This is a genomic window from Cupriavidus cauae, from assembly GCF_026210475.1.
GTDB classification, from domain to species: domain Bacteria; phylum Pseudomonadota; class Gammaproteobacteria; order Burkholderiales; family Burkholderiaceae; genus Cupriavidus; species Cupriavidus cauae.
On sequence record NZ_CP080293.1, the window covers coordinates 2,150,042 to 2,175,571 of the forward strand.

Sequence of the window (25,530 nt, forward strand, 5' to 3'; positions counted from 1 at the left end):
AATGTTTTGGCGATTGTCTTCGCGATACCCTGCGCAAAAGCCCACGTAATCGTCTTTGCGATCTTATTCGCGATGGCCTGCGCGACGCCGCGCGCGATTCCCTCGTTGCAGGCGCTGCCGCTGCCCGACGCCTCAGGTCGCGTGCTCGAGCATGCCGATCTCGCGCGTGGCCACCGACAGCATCGACAGGCCGGTGGCACCGGCGGCGCGTTGGTCCGCCAGCATGCGGCCGAAGCGTTCCAGCGGGGCATGACGGGCCTGGCGCCAGCGCTCGATCAGGCCGTCGGCGCCTTCCTCGCGCGCGCTCGGGCCGGCCTGCTGCAGCACGCTGACGGTCAGCGCGCGCTTGAGGCGGTCCAGATCGTCGAGCGTGGTGGTGCGGGCCAGCAGATCCCAGTGCGTATCCGCGGGCAGCGCCTGTGCGCGTTCGCGCAGCCAGCCGAAGCTCAGATGCCGGTCCAGCGCGAAATACACGTCGGCGACCTGCGCCAGGCTGCGCTCGCAGCCCGAGGCCACCTCGGCGATATCGAGCGCGGCGACCGCGATATCGCCGGCGGCGACCTGCAGGGCCAGCGCGTCGTCGATGCCGAGCGCGGTCAGCGCCTCGCGCCGCTGGGTCAGCGCGGCGGCCTCGTGCTCGGCCAGCAGCGTCGGCAGCCGCGGCGTCAGCCAGACCGCGGCGGCGGCGTAGTCGGGACGCGTGCCCGCCGGTGCACCGTTGGTCGGGCGGCGCCGCAGCAGCCATAGCGTCGCGCCTTCGAGCAAGCGCGCGAGGCCGGCGAACATGCCGGCCTGCACCTCGTCGGCGACGCGGTTGTCGAGCGCATCGATGGCCTGCCACAGCCCCGTCAGCCCGAACACATCGCGGGCGGTCAGGCAGGCGCGCACGATATCGGCAGGCCGCGCGTCGGTCTCCTCCATCATCCGATGCACGAAGGTCGGGCCGACGCGGTTGACCAGCGTGTTGGTCAGATAGGTGGCAAGGATCTCGCGCCGCAGCGGGTGCCGCTGCATCGTGTCGGCGTAGCGCACGCGCAGCGGCTGCGGGAAATAGTCGGACAGCAGGCCGGCCACCGTCGGGTCTTCCGGCACGTCGGAGGCGAGCAGCGCGTCGTACAGCCACATCTTGCTGTACGCAAGCAGCACCGCACGCTCGGGCGAGGTCAGCCCGAGCCCGGCGGCCTTGCGCTCGACGATCTCCTCGTCCGGCGGCAGGAATTCGAGCGCGCGATTGAGCCGGCCCGCGCGCTCGAGCGCGCGCATCAGCCGGGCCTCGATATCGAGCAGTTCGGCGGCGCGGCGGTTGGCGATCGACAGCGCCTGGGTCTGGTAGTAGTTGTCGTGCAGCACCAGCGCCGCGACTTCGTCGGTCATCTCGGCCAGCAGCTTGTTGCGCTGCTTGTCGGTCATCTCGCCGTCGGCGACCACCAGCCCGAGCAGGATCTTGATGTTGACCTCGTGATCCGAGCAGTCGACGCCGGCCGAATTGTCGATCGCATCGGTATGGATGCGGCCGCCGGCGCGGGCGTATTCGATGCGGCCGAGCTGCGTGAAGCCCAGGTTGCCGCCTTCGCCGACGACCTTGCAGCGCAGGACCGCGCCATTGACGCGCACGGCGTCGTTGGCGCGGTCGCCGACCTGCTGGTGGGTCTCGTCGGTGGCCTTGACGTAGGTGCCGATGCCGCCGTTGTACAGCAGGTCCACCGGCGCGGTCAGGATTGCCTGGATCAGCTCGGCTGGCGTCAGCGCGGTGGCCTCGATGCCGAGCGCGGCGCGCACCTGCGGCGTCAGCGCGATGGTCTTGGCGCTGCGCGGATGCACGCCGCCGCCGGCCGAGATCTTGCCCGCATCGTAGTCGGCCCAGCTCGAGCGCGGCAGCGCGAACAGCCGGCGCCGCTCTTCCAGGCTGACGGCCGGGTTCGGGTCCGGGTCCAGGAAGATATGGCGGTGGTCGAACGCGGCCAGCAGCCGGATATGCGGCGACAGCAGCATGCCGTTGCCGAACACGTCGCCCGACATGTCGCCGATGCCGACGACGGTGAAGTCGGTCGACTGGATGTCGGTGCCGAGCTCCCGGAAATGCCGCTTGACCGATTCCCAGGCGCCGCGCGCGGTGATCGCCATCTTCTTGTGGTCGTAGCCGACCGAGCCGCCCGAGGCGAAGGCATCGCCGAGCCAGAAGCCGTATTCCCCGGAGATCGCATTGGCATAGTCGGAGAAGCTGGCGGTGCCCTTGTCGGCCGCGACCACGAGATAGGGGTCGTCGTCATCGTGGCGCACCACCTGCGGTGGCGGCACCACCGCGCCGCCGGCGAGGTTGTCGGTGACATCGAGCAGGCCGCGCAGGAAGGTCTGATAGCAGGCCACCCCTTCGGCCATCCACGCATCGCGATCGGTGGGCGAGGGCGGGCGCTTGACGACGAAGCCGCCCTTGGAGCCGACCGGCACGATCACCGTGTTCTTGACCATCTGCGCCTTCATCAGCCCCAGCACCTCGGTGCGGAAGTCCTCGCGCCGATCGGACCAGCGCAGTCCGCCCCGCGCGACGCGGCCGCCGCGCAGATGCACGCCCTCGACGCGCGGCGAGTAGACCCAGATCTCGAACATCGGCCGCGGTTCGGGCAGGCCGGCGATGCGGGCCGGATCGAGCTTGAACGACAGGCACGGGCGGGGCGTGCCGTCGGCGCTCTGGCGGAAGCAATTGGTGCGCGTGGTGGCCTGGATCACGCCGAGGAACTGCCGCAGGATGCGGTCCTCGTCGAGATTGGGCACCTGGTCGAGCGCGGCGCCGATCGCCTCCAGCAACTGCGCGCAGCGCGCCTCGCGCGCCGGCTCGGAACCTGGGTCGATGGCCGGATCGAAACGGGCGGCGAACAGCGCCACCAGCAGCGCCGCGATGCGCGGATTGCCGGTCAGCGCGCGCTCGATATAGGCGTCGCTGAAGGTCGAACCGACCTGCCGCAGATACTTGGCGTAGGCGCGCAGGATCGTGACTTCGCGTGCCGGCATCTCGGCCAGCAGCACCAGCCGGTTCAGGTCGTCGTTCTCGATCGCGCCATCCCAGGCGCGCGCGAAGGCGTCCTCGAACAGGTCCTTGGCGCGCGCCATGTCGAGCTCGGCGCCGCCGACCAGTTCGAGGCCGAAGTCATGGATCCACAGCGGCGCGCCCTCGTCGGGCTCGATCCGGTAGGGGCGCTCCTCGTGCACCCGCACGCCCAGATGCTCGAGCATCGGCAGGCTGTGCGACAGCGCGATCGGCTCGCCGGCGCGATAGACCTTGAAGCGGAACGCGCGCGGCGGTGCCTCGATCGGCCGGTACAGGTTCATCGACAGGCCGCCGCGCCGGCGCGCCTGTTCCATCAGCTCGATATCGCGCACCGCGGTGCGCGCGGGGTAGTCCTCGCGATAGCCGGCCGGAAAGGAGTCGCCATAGCGGCGCAGCAGTCGGTTGCCCTGTTCCTCGCCGGCCTTGTCGAGCAGCGCCACCGCGAGGTCGTCCTGCCAGCGGCGTGTCGCCGCGACGATGCGTTCCTCCAGCGCGCGCGTATCGACCTCCGGCATCGTGCCCGGCTCGCCGCGCACGGTCAGATGAATGCGCGCCAGCGGGGACTCGGACAGCTGCGGTGTGAACTCGCAGCTGGTGCCGCCGAACGCCTGCATCAGCAGCTTCTGGATGCGCTGGCGCAGGTCGGTGTTGTACTTGTCGCGCGGCACGAACACCAGGCAGGAGACGAAGCGGTCGAAGCGGTCGCGCCGCACGAACAGCCGGATGCGCTGATGTTCCTGCAGCCGCAGGATGCCCAGCGCGATCTCGAACAGCTCATCCTCGCTGGCCTGGAACAGTTCGTCGCGAGGATATTGCTCGAGGATCGTGACCAGCGACTTGTACAGATGGCCGCGCTGCAGGAAGCCTGCGCGCGCCAGGATATGGGCGCACTTGCGGCGCACCAGCGGGATCTCGCTGGTCGACACCATGTAGGTCGTCGAGGTGTAGAGCCCGAGAAAGCGCCGTTCGCCGAACAGCTTGCCTTCGGCGTCGAGCAGCTTGATGCCGATGTAGTCCAGATAGCCCGGCCGATGTACGGTCGAGCGCGAGTTGGCCTTGGTCAGGAAGATCGGCGCCTCGCCCTGGATGATGCTGGTGGCGGCGGGCGGCAGCGGCGTCAGCTCTTCGGCCGTGGGCGCGCGCCGGCTCTCGCGCAGGATGCCGGCGCCCGAACCCGCCACGCCACGCAGCCAGAAGCGGCCATCCTGTTCGACCAGCTGGTAGTCGCGATGGCCGAGGAAGCAGAAGTGGTCGTCGACCATCCATTGCAGCAGCGCGCAGGCCTCGGCCGTATCGCCCTCGTTGCCGCCGGGCAGCCGCTGCAGGTCGGCGATGCTGGCGCGCGCGATGTCCAGCATCTTCGGCCAGTCCTCGACCGCCGCGCGCACATCGCCGAGGATGCGCGTGATGCCGGCCCGGAGCGCTTCCAGCTGGGCCGGTTCGCTGCAGCGATCGACCTCGAAGTGGATGAACGATTCGAGCCGCGATTCGGGGTCGGGCGCCTTGTCGCCGCCGAGCGCGATGCGCGCGATGCCGCCGTCCTGCCCGCGCCAGACGCGGAACACCGGATGGAAGGCCGAATGCAGCGTCAAGCCATGCCGGTTGATCTCCATCGTCACCGAGTCGACCAGGAAGGGCATGTCGTCGTTGACCATCTCGATCACGGTGTGGTCGGAATGCCAGCCGTGCTGCTCGAGATTGGGGTTGTAGACGCGGACCTGCGCGCGGCCCGGCACGAAGCGCTGGGCGGTCTGCCAGTGGGCCATCGCGGCGCCGTAGAGGTCGGCGATATCGCGCTCGGCCAGGTCCTCGGCGTCGGACACGTCGTAGTAGTGCCGCAGCAGCGGTTCGGCGATGGCGAAGGTGGCCTCGGGCAGCCGGGCCCGCGCGAACTCCACCAGGTCGGCCAGTCGTTCTTCGACGCGTTCTTCGCTGTCCGCTTGCATGATCTCTCCTTGGGGAAAGCCGCCGCCGGTCGCATCGGCGCGATGCGCTGCACCGCGTCCGGGCAGGGCGAGTGCCGGTGCCTGCTCTTAATGTAGAGCAAAAACACAGAGGTGGCGGGAAAGGGGGGAGCGGCGGGAGGGCGTCAGGCCGGCACTGCGAGCGGGCTGCGGAGAAGATGGCGGGGGAAGCCGGCCGGGGACGTCACGTCAGCCGGGGGAGGCCAGCGGCGGAGGTCATCCGGGAGAAGCCAGCGAGGGAGGCCAGCGTGATGCGACGGCGGGAAGACCAACCGTGGGCGGACCGCCGCCGACTGGGGCGGTCCGCCGATCCGTACAGGTACGGAATTTACTCGAGCGTGATCTTCTGCTCCTGCGCGATCTTCTTGCGCAGTTCCAGTTCGCGCTTGATCTGCGCGGCGAACTGCTGCGGCGTGTTGCCGTCCGGATAGGCGCCGCTCTCGGTCAGGCGGCGCTTGGCGGCCGGGTCCTGCAGGGCCTTGACCGCGGCGTCGTGCAGGCGCGCGACGATCGCGGGCGGCGTGCCGGCCGGCGCGACCAGCCCGTACCAGGCCATATTGTTGTTGTCCTTCATGCCTTCCTCGGCGAAGGTCGGCACATCGGGCAGGCCCTCGACGCGCTTGGGCGCCGCCACCGCCAGCGCGCGCAGCTTGCCGGCCTGGATATGCGGCATCGACGACGGCAGGTTGTCGAACTGACCGCTGACCTGGCCGGCCAGCGTGTCGTTCAGCGCCGGACCCGAGCCGCGGTACGGCACGTGGACCATGTCGGTCTTGGTGGTCAACTTGAACAGCTCGCCGTCCAGATGCGAGATGCTGCCCTTGCCGGCCGACGCGTAGCTGTACTTGCCGGGCTCGGCGCGCAGCAGCGCGATGAATTCCTTCAGGTTCTTGGCCGGCACCTTCGGGTTGACCGTCAGCACGTTCGGCACGTTGACCAGGTTGGTGATCGGCGCGAAGTCCTTCAGCGGGTCGTACGGGTTCTTCGGATTGGTGGCCGGATTGGTCGCCATCGTGCTGACCGTGGCGATGCCGATCGTGTAGCCGTCGGGGGCCGACTTGGCCAGCGCGTCGGCGCCGATCGCGCCGCCGCCGCCGCCACGGTTCTCCACCACCACGGGCTGGCCCAGCGCGCGGCCCAGCGCATCGGAAACCGCGCGGGCGACGATATCGGTGGTGCCGCCGGCGGCGAACGGAACGATCAGCCGCACCGGCTTGTTGGGATAGGCCTGGGCGTGCGCAACGCCGTGGGTCAGGCCGAATGCGGCCAGGCAGGCTGCCACGCTGGCGGTCAATGCGGATTTCAAGAATGCCTCCATCTGTTGCGTTGGCCGGCGCGTCGCGAGGGGCGAGGGCGCCGGTCGGGGTCGGGCGCGGTTCCGTAGTGCGGAACTTGGTTTCGTAATATGCCCGGACCGGCATTCAACCCGGAAAGGCGCGGCGGGGATATCCGTAACAACCCGTAACAGGCGCTCGGGCCGCAGCCGCAGGGAAAGAGGCAAACAGCAGGCAAACAAAAAGGCCGGGCTGCGATGCAGTCCGGCCTTTCGGGAATTCGCTGGTGGGGCGTGAGTGACTCGAACACTCGACCTACGGATTAAGAGTCCGCTGCTCTACCAACTGAGCTAACGCCCCAACGAAGTCCGCTATTCTAGCGTGGACTTTTTGGGTTTGCAAGTACCGAAGCGATCTCGGGGACGCTCGGCTGGGTCGCCGGGACGGCGGTCAACGTCCGCGCGGCTACAATGCCCCGCTGTCCGCGCGGCCCGCCGCCGCGCCGCCGTTCTCCGGAGACCTGGTCCGATGCATGCCCGCGTGTTGCGCTATCTGGATGAAGTGGTCCGCCGCGGTTCGATCCGCAAGGCGGCCGAAGCGCTGCACGTCGCGCCGACCGCCATCAACCGGCAGATCCTCGATCTGGAAGCCGAACTGGGCGCGCCGCTGTTCGAGCGCATCCAGCGCCGGTTGCGGCTGACGCCGCTGGGCGAGATGGTGCTGGCCCACGTGCGGCAGACGCTGCGCGAGCACGACGCGCTGCGCGAGCGCATCGCCGCCTACAACGCGGGGCAGCAGGGCATCGTCACGGTGGCCACCACCGCCGGGTTGGCGGGTTCCCTGTTGCCCGCGCTGGTTCACGACTTTCGCCGCCGCCACCCCGGCATCGCGGTGCGCGTGCTGGATCTCCCGGTGGCCGAGATCGTCGCCGCGCTGGCCGAATGCGTCGGCTATCCGCTGATCCTGCCCGTGGCGACGATGTCGATCCGCGGCCTGCTCGACGATGCCTTCGTCCGCGCGGCGATTCCGGTGCCCGCGGCGGTCGAGGCCGGCTCCACCGTGCTGATGCGCCGGCTCGTGATGCTGGGCGCCGGCATCGCGCTGCTCAATCCGCTCGATGCCATCGAGGAACTGGAGGCGGGCACGCTGGTGTTCGTGCCGTTGCGCGATCCGGCCTTGCCGCTGCAGCGGCTGACGCTGTTCGCGCGGGCGCGCGGCTCGCTGGATTCGGCGGCCTCGCTGATGGCCGAGCGGATCGGGGCCGCGCTGAAGGCGCTGTCCGGCGGCGGCGCGGGACATTAGCGTCGGCGTGGTCGTCAGGTGTGCGCGCGATGTGCACACCGTGGGCGCAAATCGGCGCTATCGCGCCCCCGGCCCCGCGCCGTAGACTGGCGCCCGCTATCTGACCCACCACGGAGACCGGAGACCACAAGATGACGCTGATCCTGACCCACGCCGACGTCCTGGTGACGATGGACGCGAACCGCCGCGAGGTCGCCGACGGCGCACTGGTCGCCGAAGGGCCCGCGATCCAGTGGGTCGGCGCGACCGCCGATCTGCCGGCCGCCTGGCGCGCGCGCATCGACGACGGCAGCGCGCAGGTACTCGACATGCGCGGCCATGTGGTGCTGCCCGGCCTCGTCAACACGCACCATCACATGTACCAGAGCCTGACGCGCGCGGTGCCGGCCGCGCAGGACGCCGAACTGTTCGGCTGGCTCGGCGAGCTGTACATGCTGTGGGCCAACCTGACGCCGCGCATGATCGCCGCCTCGACCCGCACCGCGATGGCCGAGCTGATGCTGTCGGGCTGCACCACCACCAGCGACCATCTCTATCTGTATCCCAACGGCTCGCGGCTGGACGACGCGATCGAGGCCGCCGCGCAGATGGGCATGCGCTTTCATGCGGCGCGCGGCTCGATGAGCGTGGGACGCAGCAAGGGCGGGCTGCCGCCCGACGCGGTGGTCGAGCAGGAGGAGGCGATCCTGCGCGACAGCCAGCGGCTGATCGAGCAGTACCACGATGCCTCGCGCCACGCGATGCTGCGCGTGGTGCTGGCGCCGTGCTCGCCGTTCTCGGTGTCGCGCGAGCTGATGCGGGAGTCGGCGGTGATGGCGCGCCACTATGGCGTCTCGCTGCATACCCATCTGGCCGAGAACGACAACGACGTCGCCTATTCGCTGGAGCGCTTCGGCATGACGCCGGCGCAGTATGCCGAGGACCTGGGCTGGGTCGGCCACGATGTCTGGCACGCGCACTGCGTCAAGCTCGACGCCGACGGCATCGCGCTGTTCGCGCGCACCGGCACCGGCATCGCCCACTGTCCCTGCTCGAACATGCGGCTGGCTTCGGGCATTGCGCCGGTGCGCGCGATGCGCGATGCCGGCGTGCCGGTCGGCCTCGGCGTCGATGGCAGCGCGTCCAACGATGGCGCGCACATGCTGGGCGAGGCGCGCCAGGCCATGCTGCTGCAACGGGTGGGCTATGGACCGGCGGCGATGGGCGCGCGCGAGGCGCTGGAGATCGCCACGCTGGGCGGGGCGCGGGTGCTGAACCGCGACGACATCGGGGCGCTGGCGCCGGGCATGTCGGCGGACTTCGTCGCGTTCGACATGTCGGCGGTCGGCTATGCCGGCGCCGGTCACGATCCGGTCGCCGCGCTGGTGTTCTGCACGCCGGGCACGGTGTCGACCAGCGTGATCAACGGCAGGGTGGTGGTGCGCGACGGCGTGCTGCTGAGCGCGGATCTGCCGGCGGTACTGGCGGAGCATCGCCGCCTGGCGCGGGAGCTGGCCGCGGCGCGGTGTTGAATCGGGTTGAATGTCCCACGCTGCCGTCCGGGATTGCGGTGTGGTTCACCGTCCGGCGGTACCGCCGGACGGCGGCGTCCGGAGCCATCGTCCAGGGCTGCCAATCGCTGCCCGATGCGGGCCCAAACGGGGCCAAACGATTCGGGCCCAAACAAAAAGGCCGGCGCTGCGAAGCAGCCCGGCCTTTTCTACAATATTCGCTGGTGGGGCGTGAGTGACTCGAACACTCGACCTACGGATTAAGAGTCCGCTGCTCTACCAACTGAGCTAACGCCCCAACGAAGTCCGAGATTCTAGCATTATTTGCAAAGTTGTCAAATCCCGGCACGCTGAAACGCATCGGCGGCCGTGACAAAATTTGCGCTCGCCGATGGAACTCGGAATGGCCGCGGCAGTCTCGGCAGATGACCGATCTTCGCAAAGGACTTTTGTGCGACGTCGGCGGGACCCATGTTAGGATGCCCACTCACTTGCAATGGAGGGCTGTACCGATGGAGATCAAATTCCAGGAGCAAGATCGTTATGACATCAATAACGAGGGCTTGCTGTTTCACGCCATTGTCGACGGCCAGAAGGTGACCTGCGTGGTCACGCGCGAGGCATTGTGGGAAGGGTTCAGCGCCGACCAGGTGCTGTCGCTCGAAGAAGCATTCCGCGCCGGCCGCGATACCATCGAACGCGCCGCTGTCGTGTTGATCGAACAGGGCGTGCCGCAGCCCATCGTGGTCAAGCGCGCGCACGTGGCGCCCGTCTGAGCAGGGGCGCCCGCACCGGGCCGCTACGGTCCGGGCAACAGGGCGCGCTGCGGCTGGACCCAGTCTGGCGCCGGTTTCATACCGGCGTTTTTCATTTCCGCTTCGCGCATTCCCGCCGCGCTTGTTTCCGCCGCGTTCATTCCCCCCGCGCTTGTTTCCGCTTCACGGCTTCGATCTCACCAGCCGCCGCTTCCGGCCCGGCCACGCCGTCCGCTGCGTCCGCTGCGTCCGCCTTCGTCACCTGTGCGGCCCGCACCGGTTGACCCGGAATTCCCGGGGCCGCCGCCTCATGCGGACACTCCTCGAACACCCGCACGGTACACGTCGCGCAGATCTTCGGATCCAGCGTGGGCACGATGCTGTGCAGGGCGTGCCGCTTGGTGGCGAAGATATGGTCGTCGCCCAGCTTGGCGATGAAGCCGGTCTGCGCCCAGGTCTGCAGCACCTGCGTGCGCGGGCGGTGGAAATAGAGATCGCCGCCCAGCGCACGGCGCTCGGCCAGCTCCGCCTCCCACATTTCCGCGCCGGCCAGGTCGATGAAGTTCATGCTCTTGGTCATCGCCAGCAGCCGCGTCTGCGTCGGCATCTGCGCGCGCGCCTCGTGCAGCCTGTCGGTGACGTACTGCACGGCGCCGAAGAAGATCGCGCCCTCCATCCGGATCAGCTTCAGCTGCGGACATTCGGGCTGCGGGCGGCGTAGTTCGTCCAGCGGCGTGAAGCGGCGGTCGGGATCGTCGGCGTCGGGCACCAGCGTCCGCACCGCCGGGCGCGAGGTGCGATATAGATAAGCGACCAGCGACAGCACCGTACCCAGCAGCACCGCCATTTCGAGCCGGATCACCAGCGTCGCGGCGAAGGTGCCGAGCGCGATCGCGAACTCGGTGCGCGAGAGCCGCGCGATGCGGCGCAGGCGCGCGAAATCGAACAGGCCCCAGGCCACCAGCAGCAGCATCGCGGCGATCGCCGCCAGCGGAATCTGCGCCAGCAGCGGCGCGCTGACCGCGACCAGCGCGACCAGCAGCAGGGCGGAGAACACGCTGGCCAGCGGCGTCTGCGCGCCGGCCTCGAAATTCGGCATCGAGCGGTTCAGCGAGCCGCAGGAGATATAGGCCGAGAAGAAGCCGCCGGCGATGTTCGACAGCCCCTGTCCGATGAACTCCCGATTGGCGTCGATGTGCTGGCCCGACCGCAGCGCGACCGCCTTGGCGATCGAGATCGATTGCCCGAGCGCGACGATGGTCAGCGCCGACGCGATGCCCAGCAGATCGGACAGCCGGTCCCAGGGGATATCGGGAATGCGGAAGGGCGGCACCGCGGCCGGGATCGGACCGACCACGTCGACATGATGCGCGCCGCCCCAGCCGCTGCGGTTCAGCAGCCAGGCGCACAGGAAACCGGCCAGCAGCCCGAGCAGCATGAACGGCAGCCGGCGCGCGACCCGCTTGACCGCCAGCGTGACGGCCAGCGTCACCGCGCCCACCGCCGCCGCGCTCCAGTTGATGGTGGCGGCATGCTCGAACAGGTGGCGCACGACCCCGAAGGCGCTGGTGCCGGTCGGCACCTGCAGCCCGAACAGGTCCTTCAGCGCATACAGCGCGATCAGCGAGGCCGCGCCGCAGGTAAATCCGAGCAGCACCGACGGCGAGATGAAATTGGCCAGCGAGCCGAGCCGCAGCGTACCGACCGCGAACTGCAGCACGCCGACCAGGATCGTGACGACCAGCGCCAGGTTGATGTACTCGGGGCTGCCGGCGAAGGCGATCGGGCTGAGCATCGCGAACAGTGCCAGCGAATTCGCATTGGTGGGGCCGGACATCACGTGCCAGCTGGAACCGAACAGCGCGGCCACGATGCAGGGCACCACCGCCGCGTAGATGCCGTATTGCGGCGGCAGCCCGGCCAGCGTGGCGAACGCCACGCCCTGCGGCAGCACCAGCACCGCGCCGAGCAGGCCGGCCAGCAGATCGGCGCGCAGCGTCGCCGCGCTGACGCGATGGCGCCAGGCCGGCAGCAGCCGTTGCCAGCCGCGGGCGGAGCGGCTCACCGCCGGCGCGGTCACCGGGCGGTCGCGGGAACGGCGTCCCGCGGCAGGTCGGTGGCGCCGGCGAGGGTCGTCAGGCGGGCAGGGAGAAAGACGAAGGAAGGGAACGGTTGCACGGCTTGCATGGCGGGCCCGAGGGGCTGCGCGCCGGCTCGTGGTCCGGCGCGTCGATGGTGTCTCTGCCCCGCATGATAAGCGATGCCACCGTCATTCGAAAAACATCGCCCGAGGCGGGCGATGTCTCGGGGCCGATGGTGACCCTTATGAAGGCGATAAGGCGGACGATGAGGCAGGCGATAAGGCGGACGCGATGCGGCAGACGATAAGGCAGGCGAGAGGGCAGGCGAGAGGGCAGGCGAGAGGGCAGGCGAGAGGGCAGACGATAAGGCAGGCCGATGAAACGGCCGCTGCAGCCATCGCCGCAACGGCCGTTCGCGTTCAGCCCAGCCGCATCGTGGCGACCACCGGCGTATGGTCCGACGGCTGTTCCCAGGTGCGCGGCGTGCGGTCGATCGTGCAGGCGGTGCAGCGCTCGCGCAGCGCCGGCGACAGCAGGATATGGTCGATCCGCAGGCCGGCATTGCGGCGGAAGGCCAGCATGCGGTAGTCCCACCACGAGAAGCTCTTCTCCGGCTGATCGAACAGCCGGAAGGCGTCGGCAAAGCCCAGTTCCAGCAGCGTCTGGAAGGCGGCGCGCTCCGGCGGCGAGACCAGGTTCTGGCCTTCCCACTTCTTCGGGTCGTGCACGTCGCGATCCTCGGGCGCGATATTGAAGTCGCCCAGCAGCGCGAGCTTCGGATAGCGCTGCAGTTCGTCGCGCAGCCACGCGGTCAGCGCCTCGAGCCAGCGCAGCTTGTAGGCGAACTTGTCGCTGTCGGGCGCCTGGCCGTTGGGGAAATACGCGCAGACCAGGCGCACGTCGCCATAGGTGCCGGCGACCACGCGCTGCTGCGCGTCCTCGAACCCCGGGATATTGCGCACCACGTCGGTGGCGGCCGGCATGGTGGTGTTGCGCGCCAGGATCGCCACGCCGTTATAGGTCTTCTGGCCGACGAAGATGCTGTGGAATCCGGCGCTCTCCAGTTCCGCCAGCGGGTACTTGTCCTCGGGCAGCTTCAGTTCCTGCAGGCACAGCGCGTCGATCGGCGTATCGGCGTTCTCCTGCGCGATCAGCCAGTCGAGCACCTGCGGCAGCCGGATCTTCAGCGAGTTGACGTTCCACGAGGCGATCCGCAGCGTGGCCGGCGCGGTGGCGGGCACAGGGGGCGGCAGCGTGCTGCCCGGGGCAGGCACCGCCGCGGCGCCGTCGATGCCGGCCAGCAGGTCGTCGGGCGCGCCGCTCATGCCGCCATCCCGCCGTGGCGCAGCAGCGCATCGATCTGCGGCGGCCGGCCGCGGAACGCCGTGAACGACTCCATCGCCGGACGGCTGCCGCCGACCGACAGGATCTCGCGGTGATAGCGCGCGCCGGTCTCGCTGTCGAGCACGCTGCCGGTCAGCTGCGCCGCTTCCTCGAAGGCCGCGTAGACATCGGCCGACAGCACCTCGGCCCACTTGTAGCTGTAGTAGCCCGCCGCATAGCCGCCGGCAAAGATATGGCTGAAGGTATTGGGCCAGCGCGACAACGGGTACTGCGGCACCACGTGGATGCGGTCGTTGATCTCGCGCGACAGCTCCAGCACCGACTTGTCGCCGTCCGGATCGAAGTCCGTGTGCAGGTGCATGTCGAACGCCGAGAACACGATCTGGCGCAGCGTCATCATGCCGTTCTGGAAATTCTTCGCGGCCAGCATGCGCTCGAACAGCGCGCGCGGCAGCGGCTCGCCTGTGTCGACGTGCCGCGTCATGTCGGCCAGCACCTCGTATTCCCAGCAGAAGTTCTCCATGAACTGCGAGGGCAGCTCGACCGCATCCCATTCGACGCCGTTGATGCCCGACACGCCCAGCTCGCCGACCTGGGTCAGCATATGGTGCAGGCCGTGGCCGAACTCATGGAACAGCGTGATGACCTCGTCGTGCGTAAACAGCGCCGGCTTGTCGCCGACCGGTGCGGAGAAGTTGCAGGTCAGGTAGGCGACCGGCGTCTGCACGCTGCCGTCGCCGCGCTCGCGGCGGCCGCGCGCGTCGTCCATCCACGCGCCGCCGCGCTTGCCTTCGCGCGCGTACAGGTCCAGATAGAACTGCGCGAGCAGCGTGCCGTCCGGGCTGGTGACGCGGTAGAAGCGCACGTCCTTGTGCCAGGTCTGCGCCTCGTCCGGCGCGATCCGCACCGAGAACAGCTTCTGCACGACGCCGAACAGGCCTTCGAGCACCTTGGGCTCGGGGAAGTATTGCTTGACCTCGTGTTCCGAGAAGGCATAGCGCTGCTGGCGCAGTTTCTCGGACGCATAGGCGACGTCCCACGGCGCCAGCTCGGCCAGGCCCAGTTCCTTGGCGGCGAATTCGCGCAGCTCGGCCCAGTCGCGCTCGGCATAGGGGCGGGCCTTGGCGGCGAGTTCGTCGAGGAAGCGCAGCACTTCCGCCGGCGAATCGGCCATCTTGGGCACCAGCGACACCTCGCCGTACGAGCCGTAGCCCAGCATGCGGGCTTCTTCGCGGCGCAGCGCCAGCTGCTCGCGCATATTCGCGGTGTTGTCCCAGTCGGCCTGGCCGGTGCCGTACTGCGGGCTCAGCTCGGAGGCGCGCGTGACGTTGGCCTCGTACAGCGTCTGGCGCAGCGCGCGGTCGTCTGCGTACTGCAGCACCGGGAAATACGAGGGGAAATGCAGCGTGAACTTCCAGCCTTCCTTGCCGTCCTTGGCCGCGGCCTCGCGCGCCGCTTCCAGCGTGTCGGGCGGCAGGCCGGCCAGGCGCGCCGGGTCCTCGATCACCAGCGAGTAGGCGTTGGTCGCGTCCAGCACGTGGTCGGAGAAGGCCTTGCCCAACTGTGCCTGCTGTTCCTGGATCTCGGCAAAGCGCGGCTTCTGGTCCTCCGGCAATTCGGCACCGCCGAGGCGGAAGCCGCGCAGCTCGTTGTCGAGCAGCTGCTTGCGGGCCGGGCTCAGCGCCGCGTATTCGGGGCTGGCGGCCAGCGCCTTGTACTTTTCGTAGAGCGCCAGGTTCTGGCCCAGCGAGGACCAGAACTCGGTCATGCGCGGCAGGTTTTCGGCGTGGGCCTGGCGCAGCGCCGGCGTGTCGGCGACCGAGCTCAGGTGGCCGACCACGCCCCAGGCGCGGCCCAGCGGCTCGGTGGCCTGCTCGAGCGTGTCGACGGTATCGGCCCACGTGGCGGGCCGGGCCGGATCCTCGACCAGCGCGACGGCGCGTTGCGCCGCTTCGAGCAGCACGTCCAGCGCCGGGCCGATATGCTCGGGGCGGATCTCGGCGAAGCGGGGCAGGTCGCTGAAGTCCAGCAGCGGGTTGGCGTTCTTGTCGGCTTGGTCCATGGCTTGTTCGTTCGCGTTGGCGTTGGGGTTGACGGTCGGATATTCCGCAGCTGGGGGCATCTGCGCGGTTTTCCAGCGTGGCTTCGCAGCGAGGGAGGGCGGCGCGTTGTCCGGCGGGTCGTCCAGCGGGTCGTCCAGCGGATCGGCCAGGGGCTTGCCCAGGGGTTTTGCCCAGCCGTTTTGCCCAGTGTACCGGCGCTCGCCTCAGCCTGCCGCGCGCTCGGCCGCCTCCAGCGTATTGACCAGCAGCATGGTGATCGTCATCGGACCGACGCCGCCCGGGACCGGCGTGATATAGCCGGCCACTTCGCGTACGCCGGCGAAGTCCACGTCGCCGCACAGCTTGCCGGCGTCGTCGCGGTTCATGCCGACATCGATCACCACCGCGCCGGGTTTGACCATGTCGGCCGTGATCAGGTTGCGGCGGCCGACCGCGGCGACGATCACGTCCGCCTGGCGGGTATGGGCGCCGAGGTCGCGCGTCTTGCTGTTGCAGATCGTCACGGTGGCGCCGGCCTGCAGCAGCAGCATCGCCATCGGCTTGCCGACGATGTTGGAGGCGCCGACCACCACCGCCTGCGCGCCGCGCAGCGGATACTGGATCGACTCGAGCATCTTCATGCAGCCATAGGGGGTGCAGGGGCGGAACAGCGGCGCGCCGGTCATCAGCGCGCCGGCGTTGGCGACGTGGAAGCCGTCGACATCCTTCTCCGGGGCGATCGCCTCCAGCACCTTGTGGCTGTCGATGTGCCTGGGCAGCGGCAACTGCACCAGGATGCCGTGGATCTTCGGATCGCGATTCAGTTCGTCGATGCGGGCCAGCAGGTCGGCCTCGGACAGGTCCGCGGGATAGCGGTCCAGCGACGAGTAGAAACCGTTGTCCTCGCACGCCTTGACCTTGTTGCGGACATAGACCTGGCTGGCCGGGTCCTCGCCGACCAGGACCACGGCGAGCCCGGGCTGGTGACCGCGCTCGGTCAGGCGGGCGGCGCGCAGGGCGGCTTCGGAACGGATTTGCTTGGCAAGGGCGTTGCCGTCGATCAATTGGGCGGGCATGGGCTTGAGGCGCAGGAGCGGCAGAGGTGAAAGACGCGGGTGGAGATGCGACCGGCGTGATTGCCTGCAGGGCAGGGCGGGGAGGGACGGTGCGCAAAACAGCGATTATAAAGCGTCGGCACCGGTGGCCGGGGCGCGTGCCCGCCGGCGCGCCCTGGCCGCCCCGTCCGGCCAAAGGGCACCGTCAGAGGGCGCCGCAAGAGGGAGCCGTCAGCGGGCGCCGTCAGAGGGCGCCGTCATTGGGATGACGGACGGGACGGCGGAGGAACCGCCGGCATGCACCCCGCCCGTTCAGGCGCCGAACCATGCATCGAAGCTTGCCCTGGCCTGCTCCCATGGCGCGCGCTCATGCGGCGCGTCCGGCGGGGCGGCAAACCACTGCGCGAGATAGCCCACGGCATAGGACCATTGCGCCCGCGGCAAGCTGATGGCGAGGTCCCATGCCGCCTGCCTTGCGCGGTCGAAGCGTGGCTGGCGTCCGCCCTGCCCGGCAGTCTCCCGCTCGCTCTCCAGGGCCAACAGCCTGCCGAGCAAATGCGCCAGCCATTCGCGCCGTTCCGGTCCGGACAGTCGGGTGCGCACGATCGCGGCAGCGAGCGGGACCGCGGACCTTGGCCAGCGGTCCTGCAATCCCTGTCCCGGCGCAGTCCACTTCTCCAGCCGGCGGAACGGGCGCAGGTCCGCCAGACAGAGGCGCAGATCGTCCGCATCGAGCGGCTCGATCAGCTTCCATGCCCGCTGGACCCGTTCGGCGTCGTGATCCGTCACCGCGTCGAGCTGGTGGGCAAACAGGGCCGCCGCGGCAAGCGTTGCGGGCCTCCGGCACTGCGGAATCGCTTCGAGCTGCCCGATCCAATAGTCGGCGAGTATCCGCCCCGCAGCTTCGACCCGTCCTCGAAGCGCGGGCCTGCAGCCCCACTGGCCGGTCCATTTCGCGCCCCGTTCGCAGACGGTACGGACGAGGTCGGCAAGCTCGCCGAAGTGACCCGTCTGCGCAAGCGGATCCGCCAGTGCCGACAGGTCGACGAGATCCTCCAGACCCGACCACCTCCCGTCGTCCAGCCATTGCCGCACGGCGCTCACCTGCTGCGCCGGCGCAAGGCCTCGGATGACCTTGACGACGCGACGCCTCGCGGCTGGCCGGCCGGCCTGCGCCCAGCGCGCGAGTGCGCCATATTCGCCGTGGTCGCGCGCCAAGGCTGCGGCGCCGGCAAGCGTCGATTCGGTCAGGCCCGATGCGTTGATCGCGTCCCGGCCGTAGTACAGCGCCTCCTTCAGCAGTGCGGAACGGGTCGAAGGCGGCAACGCCGTTGCGTCCAGCGCGACGGATTGCAAGCGCAGCAGCCGGGTGGGATCGGGCGCGGGCGACTGGCAAATCGGCAGGACCGAGCCCAGCAATCGCAGCGTTTCTGCGTGCTCGCCCCGCAGCGCCGCGTCCCACAAGGTGTCCCATGTCGCCAGATCCGGCACGAAGCGCAACAGCGCAGCACGGAGATGGAGCCGCTGCGGCTCGGTCAAGGCCGCAGCCTGCATCCGCTGGGCGATGTCGCCGAGCAAATCGGTTCGTTGCGTGCGGCTGACATGCTGGAACGGACCTGGGGAAGCCTCGGTGCCCAGCAGACAGGCGATGGCGTGAAACGGTCCATCGCCCGGCAGGGAAAAGACCGTATCCAGCAGCAGCGCCGAATGTCGCGACGCCGTTGCGGCGTCGATGCCGAAGAATGCGTGCTGTCCGTCGATGCCGGGAAGGCAGCCGGCAAGCGCGGCGATCAAGCGACCGCGTTGCGCGGGATCGGCCTCGTCCCGCGCCACGCATTGGAGCAGGGCGCGCCACGGGGCCGCAGCGTCCTGGTCGTTGGCGCAGGCGCGTGCGAAAGCCGCCGTGCCGACCGACAGCGCTTCGGCCTGCTCGGCAGCGGGGAACGCCCGAGCCAGCGCCAGCGCCGCGGACGCGTCCGGCAGCAACTGGCTGGCGATGCCGCACGGCTTCGCGCGGTTCTCCAGCGCGAGGGCCGTGCGCCTGAGCCTTGCCGATAGCGCAAGCGGTTCGGCCGCGATCATGGCGACGCAGTCGAGCAAGGTGTCGAGGCTCACCACGGCCGCACGTTCGTCGATGCAACTGGCCAGTGTGTCCAGCGGCGCCGTCCGAAGCGGCGCGGGCAGCCGCAGGGTCTGTTCCAGCAGCAGCCGGAAACCGGCGTCGTGTCCGGATCGCGGCAGGCCGCGCAGCCGGCCGACCAGCGTGCCCAGAACCGCCGCGCGCGAGGCGGGTGGCAGGCCGCCGAATGGCTGGGCCGATCCATCGGACAGGACTGCCGCCAGCTCGCCAACGGTCCATACGTTGGCGGCGCGCCGAAGCGCCAGATCGTGGCGTGCATGTCGTTCGAGCCGGGTTTGCAGACCCTTCGAAACCTGCCGTTCCAGGCAGAGCCTGGATTGCGGCGGCAGCAGCGCGAGGATGAAGTCGTGCACCGGTGCGGGCAGCAACTCCAGGCCGGACATGGTGGCCGGCTGCGGAACCGGCTCGGATGGCGGGGTGCCGTCGGCGAGGCAAGGGGCAACGGTCTGGCGGGCGGGGCTGGCTTGCATGACAGGTCTCTTCGGCGAACCGGCGGTGGACGGCCGGAATGGCGCCCGACTGCCGCGGTTCGCGGGCCCGGCATTCTGTCGGCGGATGTGGAGGGCCGCGATCCGGAAGCGGCCGCGCCTTTCGGTTCTCGGTCCCGCCGCATGCCGTGCGCGGAATGTCCATTGGGGGAGAAAGAAGGCCTACCCTACTCGACAGCGACAGCGACAGCGACAGCGACAGCGACAGCGACAGCGACAGCGACCGCCGCGCCGCCCTAGCGCCGATATGCGTCGAACTGGGCCACGGCCTGCTGCCAGGCCCTGAGCGCCGACGGATCGCGCGAGGCGGGGGCAAACCAGGCCGCGATCGTGCCGTGCACAGCGTCGATGGCCTCCCTCGGCAGGGCGCTCGCGATACGCCACAGCGCCTGCCGGACCGTATCGAAGCGGTTGCGCTCCAAGTCCGGACGGAAATCACCCATCCGGCCTTCGGCCTCGACCAGCCGCGCCAGCCAGCGGCGGCGCTCGGGCGCGGTGAAGCGCGTGCGAACCAGCTCGGCGGCGCGCAGCAGCGTCGGCCTGGCCCAGCACTCGCCCAACAGCAGGTCGCCGTCGCCGGGCAGCTTGCGGGATGCCTGCTTGAGCCGGTACAGGATCTCCATCGCGGTACGCACCGCCGGCGCATCGAGCCGGTCGATCAGGTCCCAGGTGCGATCGATCAGCGGCGATGCAGCGGCCTGCAGCCACAGGCCGCTGGTCAGTTGGGCGACCTCCGCCAGCAGCTCCGGCGGGCGAGCGGCGGGGGCGGACGCCTCCAGCACGCCGAGCATGTCCGCGGCCAGTTCCGGCAAGGCGTCGTGCGCCGCCGAGGGCAGCAGCGTCGGCCCGGTTTCCAGCAGGCGGCTGCAGCGCCGGGTCCAGGCAGTGGACATCTCGCCCAGTTCCTCCCAGCAGCCCATCGCTTGCAGTTGCCGTGCCAGCGGCAGCGGCACGGGCAGCAGTTCGTCGACCCAACCGCGCAGCGCCAGCCATTGCGAGAAGGCACGCGCCTGCACCGGCGGCGGCAATTTCCAGATGACGGACAGGATACGGTCGGCCGGCTGGTCGTCATCGGTGGCCACCCATTGCACGAGCGGCAGCAACTGGTGGTGGCGCAGGGCCAGTTCGCCGATCGCATCGAACATGGCTTCGGCGTCGGCCGTGCCGGGCGCGCAGAAGAGCCCGGCCTGGCACATCAGCGCGGCGCGCTGCTCGGGCGTCGGCGCGGTGGCCGTCAGGCAGTAGTCTTGCGCGCGCCGCCACGCATGGACCGGATCGCAAGGGTGCCAGCGCTGGACATGGACCAGCAGCATCGCCAGCGACGGCAGCGACCGCCGTTCGACCTCGTCCCATAGCGCGTGCCATGCCGGAACCTGCTGCGCGGGCGGCAGATAGGGAATCAGTTCGGCGCGTACGTGCAGCTGCTGCGCCGTCTGCATGCGCGATGCCTTCAGATGGGCGAGCAGCGACGCGATCGCCGGCTCGGCGCGCTCGGGGTCGCTGAGCAGCGTGGCCGTGGCGGTGCGGATGGCCGCGCGGGCGGCCGCGAAGCCGGCGTCGCCGGGCAGCGCCGCCGCGCCATGGAGCACCACGCTCCAGCGCTGCAACGCCTCGTCCGGTGAAGGCGCCCGGCCGTGGTACTCGCTCGCGGTGCGGCCGCCGGGCAGCAGCGTCAGCAGGGCGCAGAACAGGCGCGCGGCAAAGGCGGCATCGCGGCCGATCTCGCCGGCGGCGGCCGCCAGCAGTGCCGACCAGTCCGCCGCGTAGGCGGCGTGATCGCGCGAACCGGCCATCAGCGCGCACAGCAGCTGCTCGAATCCCTGGCGCTGCTCGCAGGCGGGCAAGGCGCGCGCCACGGCCAGTGCGCGGGTGGCGTCGGGCAACAGCGTCGTCGCCAGCCGCCGGACCGATGGCGTGGGCCGGGGTCCGACGGCGCGGCGCAGGGCCGCGACGCGCGCCCGTGCGCCGACCGCCAGCGGCACCATCGCAACCGCCTGCGCCAGGCGCATCCACTGCGCTTCGTCGAGCTCGCCGCTGGTGAGCGGGTCCGCGATGCAGGCGGCCAGCGCGTCCAGCACCGGCCCGGCCGCGCCGGACACCGTATCGAGTCGGTCGAGTACCGCTTCGATGGCGCTCCAGCGTTCGCCACGCGGCAATTCGGGCAGGCGCGCCAGCATGCCGGCCATTACCTGGGCGCGTCCGAACACAGGCAGGCTGGACTGCGGCAGGACGCCCAGCTGCGCCCGCAGCGATGCCGCGGACCAGATGTCGGTCACCTGCATCAGCGCGCCGTCGATGGCGGCGCGAGCCCGCAGGCTCCGGCTCAGCGCATGGCAGGTCTTGCGCTCCAGCGTGACGCGGTCATGCAGGGACAGGAAGTCGAGCACGTGCTCGAGGATCGATTGCGGCAGCAGCGTCAGCCATGGGCGCGCGGTTTCGGCTGCCACCGCGTGGCCGGCAGGTGCGCCGAAGGCGTTCGACGAGGACGGTGAGGACGGTGAGGTCGGCGCGAGTGGCGAAGGGTTCAGCATCGGTCGGCTCCGGCAGGGGAAGAGCGGGAGCGGCCAAGCCGGAACGGCAACGGCGGACCGCGCCCGGGGGAACCGAACGATGCTCGGCGGCCGTCGCGCACGCTGTCGCGGAACCGCCGGAACGCTAGCTTTTTCGAGGACCGGCCAGCGTCCGGCGTGGTGCCGGGCGCTGGCCTGAAGGGATGGGGAGGAACGAGGTGAGGGAGGACGGCAGCCTGGGAAGAGCGAGCGGATCTGACGTAAAGGATCCGCCGGCGCCGATCAGCTGTTGCGCGACAGCGCGAGCCGCAGCAGGTCGGCCACGGTGTTGACGTTGAGCTTTTCCATGATGTTGGCGCGATGCGCCTCCACCGTCTTGATCGAGATGCCCAGGTCGTCGGCGATCTGCTTGTTCAGGCGTCCGGCGACGATGCGCTCGAGCACCTGCTGTTCGCGCGTGGTCAGCTTGCCCAGCAAGTCCTGCGCGGCGCGCTGCTCCCGCGCGGCCGAATGATCGGCCCTGGCCTTCTGCAGCATGCGCTCGACCAGCGCGCGCAGCTCGGATTCGTCGAACGGCTTCTCGATGAAGTCGATCGCGCCCTTCTTCATCGTCGATACCGCCATCGGCACGTCGCCGTGGCCGGTGATGAAGACGATCGGCAGATGGATGTTCTCCGCGATCATGCGTTCCTGCAGTTCGGGGCCGCTCATGCCCGGCATCCGCACGTCCAGGATCAGGCAGGAGACCTGGTTGGCATCGTAGGCGGCCAGGAATTGCTCGGCGCTGGCGAAACTGCGAACCTGGTAGCCATTGCCCTCCAGCAGCCAGGTCAGCGAGTCGCGCATCGCTTCATCGTCGTCGACGATGAAGACGGTCTCGCCGCGGTGGGGAGTGGGGTTTGGCGCTACGGTCATGAAGTCTCCTGATGCTGCGTCTGTGCGATTCGGCTAGTGTAACTCCGGCCGCCTGCGCCGCACACCCGCCACGGCGGGGGCAGCGGGGCGGCCGGTTCTCCGATGGTCTTGCCGATCCGGCCCTGCCGATCTGCCCTCATCGAGGGCGCTCACTGATCGGCAACCTCCGGCTCCAGCGGCAGCATGATTTTAAACGTACAGCCGATGCCGTCCGCATTGTTTTCGACCCACAGCCGGCCCTGGTGCGACTCGATGATCGAGCGGCAGATATTCAGGCCCATGCCCATGCCGTCGGACTTGGTGCTGAAGAAGGGCTCGAACAGCCGTTCCTTGGTAGCCTCGTCCACGCCCGGACCCTGGTCGATCACGTCGATGCAGACGGTCTGGCCGAGCTCGCCCTGGTCGATGCGGGCGTGCAGCCGCACCACGCCCGCGGCGCGCATCGCCGGCAGGCCCGACATCGCCTCGACCGCGTTCTTCAGCAGATTGACGAGGACCTGCTCGATCAGCACCGGGTCGACATAGAGCGTGACCGGCGGAGGCGGCAGCCGGGTCAGGATCGTCACGCGGCGGCGCGTGGCCTCGATATCGGCCAGCCCCACCGCGTCGGCGACGATATCGTGCAGCGCGGTCTCGCGCCGCTGCGGCTGGCTGCGTTTGACGAAGCCCCGGATGCGGCTGATGATCGTGCCGGCGCGCACCGCCTGGGCCGAGGTCTTTTCCAGGATCGGCATCAGGTCCTCTGGCGTGCTGCGCCCAGAGCGCAGCCGCGCCACCGCGCCCATGCAGTAGTTGTTGATGGCCGCCAGCGGCTGGTTCAGTTCGTGCGCCAGCGACGAGGCCATCTCGCCCATGGTGGTCAGGCGGCTGGTGAACTGCAGGCGTTCCTCGTGCTGGCGGGCCATTTCCTCGGCCGCCTTGCGCACCGTGATGTCGGTGGCGATCTGCATCTGCGCCAGATGGCCGTCGACCCACTGGATATAGCGGCGCCGCACCTCGAACCACTTCTGCATGTCCGGCACGAAGATCTCGCGCGCGTCGGACGCATACGGCATCAGCTCGGAGGCCGGCAGGCCGGCATAGGCGTCGACGAAATCGGTATGGTCGCTGGTGACCTGTTCCTGCTCGACCTCACCGCCGGCGAGCTTCAGATGCCCCTCCGGCTCCCAGCCGAACAGCTGCCGGTAATAGCGGTTGGCGAACAGCAGCTCCGGCTTGTCGGTGGCGAGCACCGACACCGCGGCATCCAGACTTTCCAGCACGGTGGTGAAGCGGTCGTGCGCCGCGGCCAGTTCCTCGCGCGCGCGCTTGGGCTCGGTGATATCCGTCATCGAGCTCATCCAGCCGGTATGGCGGCCGCGGCTGTCGATCAGCGGCGACACATACATGCGGGCGAAGAAGCTGGTGCCGTCGCGGCGCATCACGCGCATCTCGTAGCCGCCGGTGGGCGACTTGCCCTGCAGCGTCAGATCGATCTGTCGCTGCATCTCCTGCTGGTCGTTGGGCGGCCAGTAGGGGAAGGGCGGCACGCGCCCGACCAGCTCGTGCTCCTGCCAGCCGGTCATGCGGCAGAAGGCCGGGTTCACATAGGTGATGCGCCCGTTCAGGTCGAGCGCGCGCAGCCCGATCAGCATCGAGTTTTCCATCGCGCGGCGGAACGAGGTCTCGGCCAGCAGCGCGCGCTGCGCCTCGGAGCGGCGGCTGGTATGCCGCCACATGCTCCACAGGCTCCACAGCAGGAAGCACGACAGCCCGACCACCAGCCACAGCAGCATGTTGTTGGGCAGGTTCGACGCGGGCGGATAGGCATCGGCGCGCAGCGACAGGGAATGGCCCGGCGGGTCGAGCAGCACCTCGTAGGACAGCGCGGTGGCGGGCACCGGCCGCAGCGAGGTGCTGGCGCGCAGCTGGTTGTTCTTGTCGATCAGCGAGAAGCGGTAGCGCTCGGTCAGCTCGGGCGGCAGCAGATGGGTCAGGATGCCGTTGATCGAATAGAGCGCGCCCAGCGTGCCTAGGAACTCGTTGTCGCGCACGATCGGCACCTGCATCAGCATGAAGCTGTCGCCGCGTTCGTTGACGAGCGGGCGCGAATAGACCACGCGCTGGGTCTCGCGCGCGGTGTCGAAGGTGTCGAGCACATCGGGCTCGAGCGGCTGCTCCGGCGTCTCGCGCAGCCGCGCGGCGAATTCCGACGTGGAAGGCAGCGACCAGCGCGCGCGCCGCGTGGCGTCGAGCCAGTTGATGAAGACGATTTCCGGGTTCTCGCGCAGCACCTCCTGCGCGGCGGTGCGATAGGCGCGCTGGTCGAGCTGCGCGGCGGCGATGTCGCGCGCCAGCGAGGCGAGCTGATCCTGATTGCTCAGCAGCGACAGCCGCACGCGTTGCTGCGCCCAGGCGGCGTCGCGATACAGCGCGTCGCGTTGTTGCTGGCGCTCGGTCTCGTGCAGGGACCACAGGATCACGCCCATCGCGCCGGAGAACAGCACGATCGCCACCAGCGGGATGAACATGAACCAGCTGGTCGCGACCAGGTTGCGCCAGCGCAGCCACCACAGGCCGCGCGGCGGGCCCGTGAAGGAGCGGCCGTCGGCGGCCTCGTCGGCGGGGCCCAGCCCCTCGAGCGCGTCCAGCGGCGTCAGCGCGCTCAACTGGTCGATCGCGCCGGGGCCGCCGCCAGGGATCCCGGCGCCGCCGGCATCGCGGGAGGCATCGGCGGCGGGGGGAATCATCGGCAGGCGGAGGGCCGGCAGCAGCCGGCGGACGAGGCGGTGGATGGACAGCATGATGGGATTGACGACTGACCGGGCAGTGTAGCTCGATTGCTGCAGTGCGTCGCTTGGGGAAAGCGCCTATGCGGCACGCGCCGCGCTCCGTCTGCCCGCAGGCCGCGTGGGGGCGCGGCTGGCGGCCTCGTGGTGCGTTGCGGCAATATTTCGCATCATGAGAAACGATACCGTAATTTGAAAATTTCGCTTGTGCTGAGAAATCGCCTTCCATAGAATCGGTGCCGACCGAACGATGCGGGAGGAAGGCGGTCGGACCTTGTCCGGGTGTCAGCGACACGCCGGCGACAGGCCAGCCCATCCGCCCATCCACGCCTCGCTCCGCACCCCCGTCAGACAGC

General features: G+C 69.5%; 13 protein-coding genes and 2 tRNA genes. 3 read left to right on the forward strand and 12 right to left on the reverse strand.

Going from position 1 to position 25,530, the window contains the following annotated elements; all coding sequences use genetic code 11:
- Positions 1-132: 132 nt before the first annotated feature.
- The 3 genes from KZ686_RS09700 to KZ686_RS09710 form a co-directional block, all read right to left on the reverse strand.
- A complete protein-coding gene (locus tag KZ686_RS09700) occupies positions 133-4,992 on the reverse strand; it encodes an NAD-glutamate dehydrogenase (RefSeq protein WP_265632310.1) in 4,860 nt (1,619 codons plus the stop codon).
- A 346-nt stretch (positions 4,993-5,338) separates the two neighbouring features.
- A complete protein-coding gene (locus tag KZ686_RS09705) occupies positions 5,339-6,328 on the reverse strand; it encodes a Bug family tripartite tricarboxylate transporter substrate binding protein (RefSeq protein ID WP_370639505.1) in 990 nt (329 codons plus the stop codon).
- 240 nt (positions 6,329-6,568) lie between these two features.
- Positions 6,569-6,644 (reverse strand) — tRNA-Lys (locus KZ686_RS09710).
- A gap of 168 nt (positions 6,645-6,812) precedes the next feature.
- On the opposite strand from KZ686_RS09710, the gene KZ686_RS09715 reads away from it, so the two are divergent.
- Together KZ686_RS09715 and KZ686_RS09720 are read left to right on the forward strand one after the other, a co-directional pair.
- Complete coding sequence (locus tag KZ686_RS09715) at positions 6,813-7,586, forward strand: LysR family transcriptional regulator (RefSeq protein WP_265632311.1); 774 nt, start codon at positions 6,813-6,815, stop codon at positions 7,584-7,586.
- Positions 7,587-7,717: 131 nt separating this feature from the next.
- A complete protein-coding gene (locus tag KZ686_RS09720; protein ID WP_265632312.1) occupies positions 7,718-9,097 on the forward strand; it encodes an 8-oxoguanine deaminase in 1,380 nt (459 codons plus the stop codon).
- A 201-nt stretch (positions 9,098-9,298) separates the two neighbouring features.
- On the opposite strand, the gene KZ686_RS09725 is transcribed toward KZ686_RS09720, so the two are convergent.
- A tRNA-Lys gene (locus tag KZ686_RS09725) sits at positions 9,299-9,374 on the reverse strand.
- Positions 9,375-9,588: 214 nt separating this feature from the next.
- Here KZ686_RS09725 and KZ686_RS09730 point away from each other — a divergent pair.
- Complete coding sequence (locus tag KZ686_RS09730) at positions 9,589-9,852, forward strand: DUF1488 family protein (RefSeq protein WP_006579010.1); 264 nt, start codon at positions 9,589-9,591, stop codon at positions 9,850-9,852.
- Between the two features lie 136 nt (positions 9,853-9,988).
- Here the strand turns inward: KZ686_RS09730 and KZ686_RS09735 are convergent, their stop codons facing one another.
- From KZ686_RS09735 to KZ686_RS09770, 8 genes are all read right to left on the reverse strand, one after another.
- A complete protein-coding gene (locus tag KZ686_RS09735) occupies positions 9,989-11,896 on the reverse strand; it encodes a SulP family inorganic anion transporter (RefSeq protein ID WP_407648481.1) in 1,908 nt (635 codons plus the stop codon).
- A gap of 435 nt (positions 11,897-12,331) precedes the next feature.
- Positions 12,332-13,129 (reverse strand): exodeoxyribonuclease III, encoded by a 798-nt coding sequence (gene xth / locus KZ686_RS09740; protein ID WP_265633450.1) that lies wholly within the window; start codon positions 13,127-13,129, stop codon positions 12,332-12,334.
- Positions 13,130-13,233: 104 nt separating this feature from the next.
- Positions 13,234-15,318 (reverse strand): M3 family metallopeptidase, encoded by a 2,085-nt coding sequence (locus KZ686_RS09745; protein ID WP_149318917.1) that lies wholly within the window; start codon positions 15,316-15,318, stop codon positions 13,234-13,236.
- A 204-nt stretch (positions 15,319-15,522) separates the two neighbouring features.
- Entirely contained in the window at positions 15,523-16,374 is an 852-nt protein-coding gene (folD, locus tag KZ686_RS09750; RefSeq protein WP_149318916.1) for a bifunctional methylenetetrahydrofolate dehydrogenase/methenyltetrahydrofolate cyclohydrolase FolD, read from the reverse strand.
- A 291-nt stretch (positions 16,375-16,665) separates the two neighbouring features.
- A complete protein-coding gene (locus KZ686_RS09755; protein WP_265632313.1) occupies positions 16,666-18,963 on the reverse strand; it encodes a hypothetical protein in 2,298 nt (765 codons plus the stop codon).
- Between the two features lie 254 nt (positions 18,964-19,217).
- Positions 19,218-21,512 (reverse strand): F-box protein, encoded by a 2,295-nt coding sequence (locus KZ686_RS09760; RefSeq protein WP_265632314.1) that lies wholly within the window; start codon positions 21,510-21,512, stop codon positions 19,218-19,220.
- A gap of 261 nt (positions 21,513-21,773) precedes the next feature.
- Positions 21,774-22,406, reverse strand: coding sequence for a response regulator transcription factor (locus tag KZ686_RS09765; RefSeq protein ID WP_006578226.1), 633 nt, complete (start codon positions 22,404-22,406; stop codon positions 21,774-21,776).
- 149 nt (positions 22,407-22,555) lie between these two features.
- The gene (locus tag KZ686_RS09770; RefSeq protein ID WP_226106548.1) at positions 22,556-25,189 is read right to left on the reverse strand and encodes a PAS domain S-box protein; all 2,634 of its coding nucleotides are present in this window, start codon (positions 25,187-25,189) and stop codon (positions 22,556-22,558) included.
- Between the last annotated feature and the right edge of the window lie 341 nt (positions 25,190-25,530).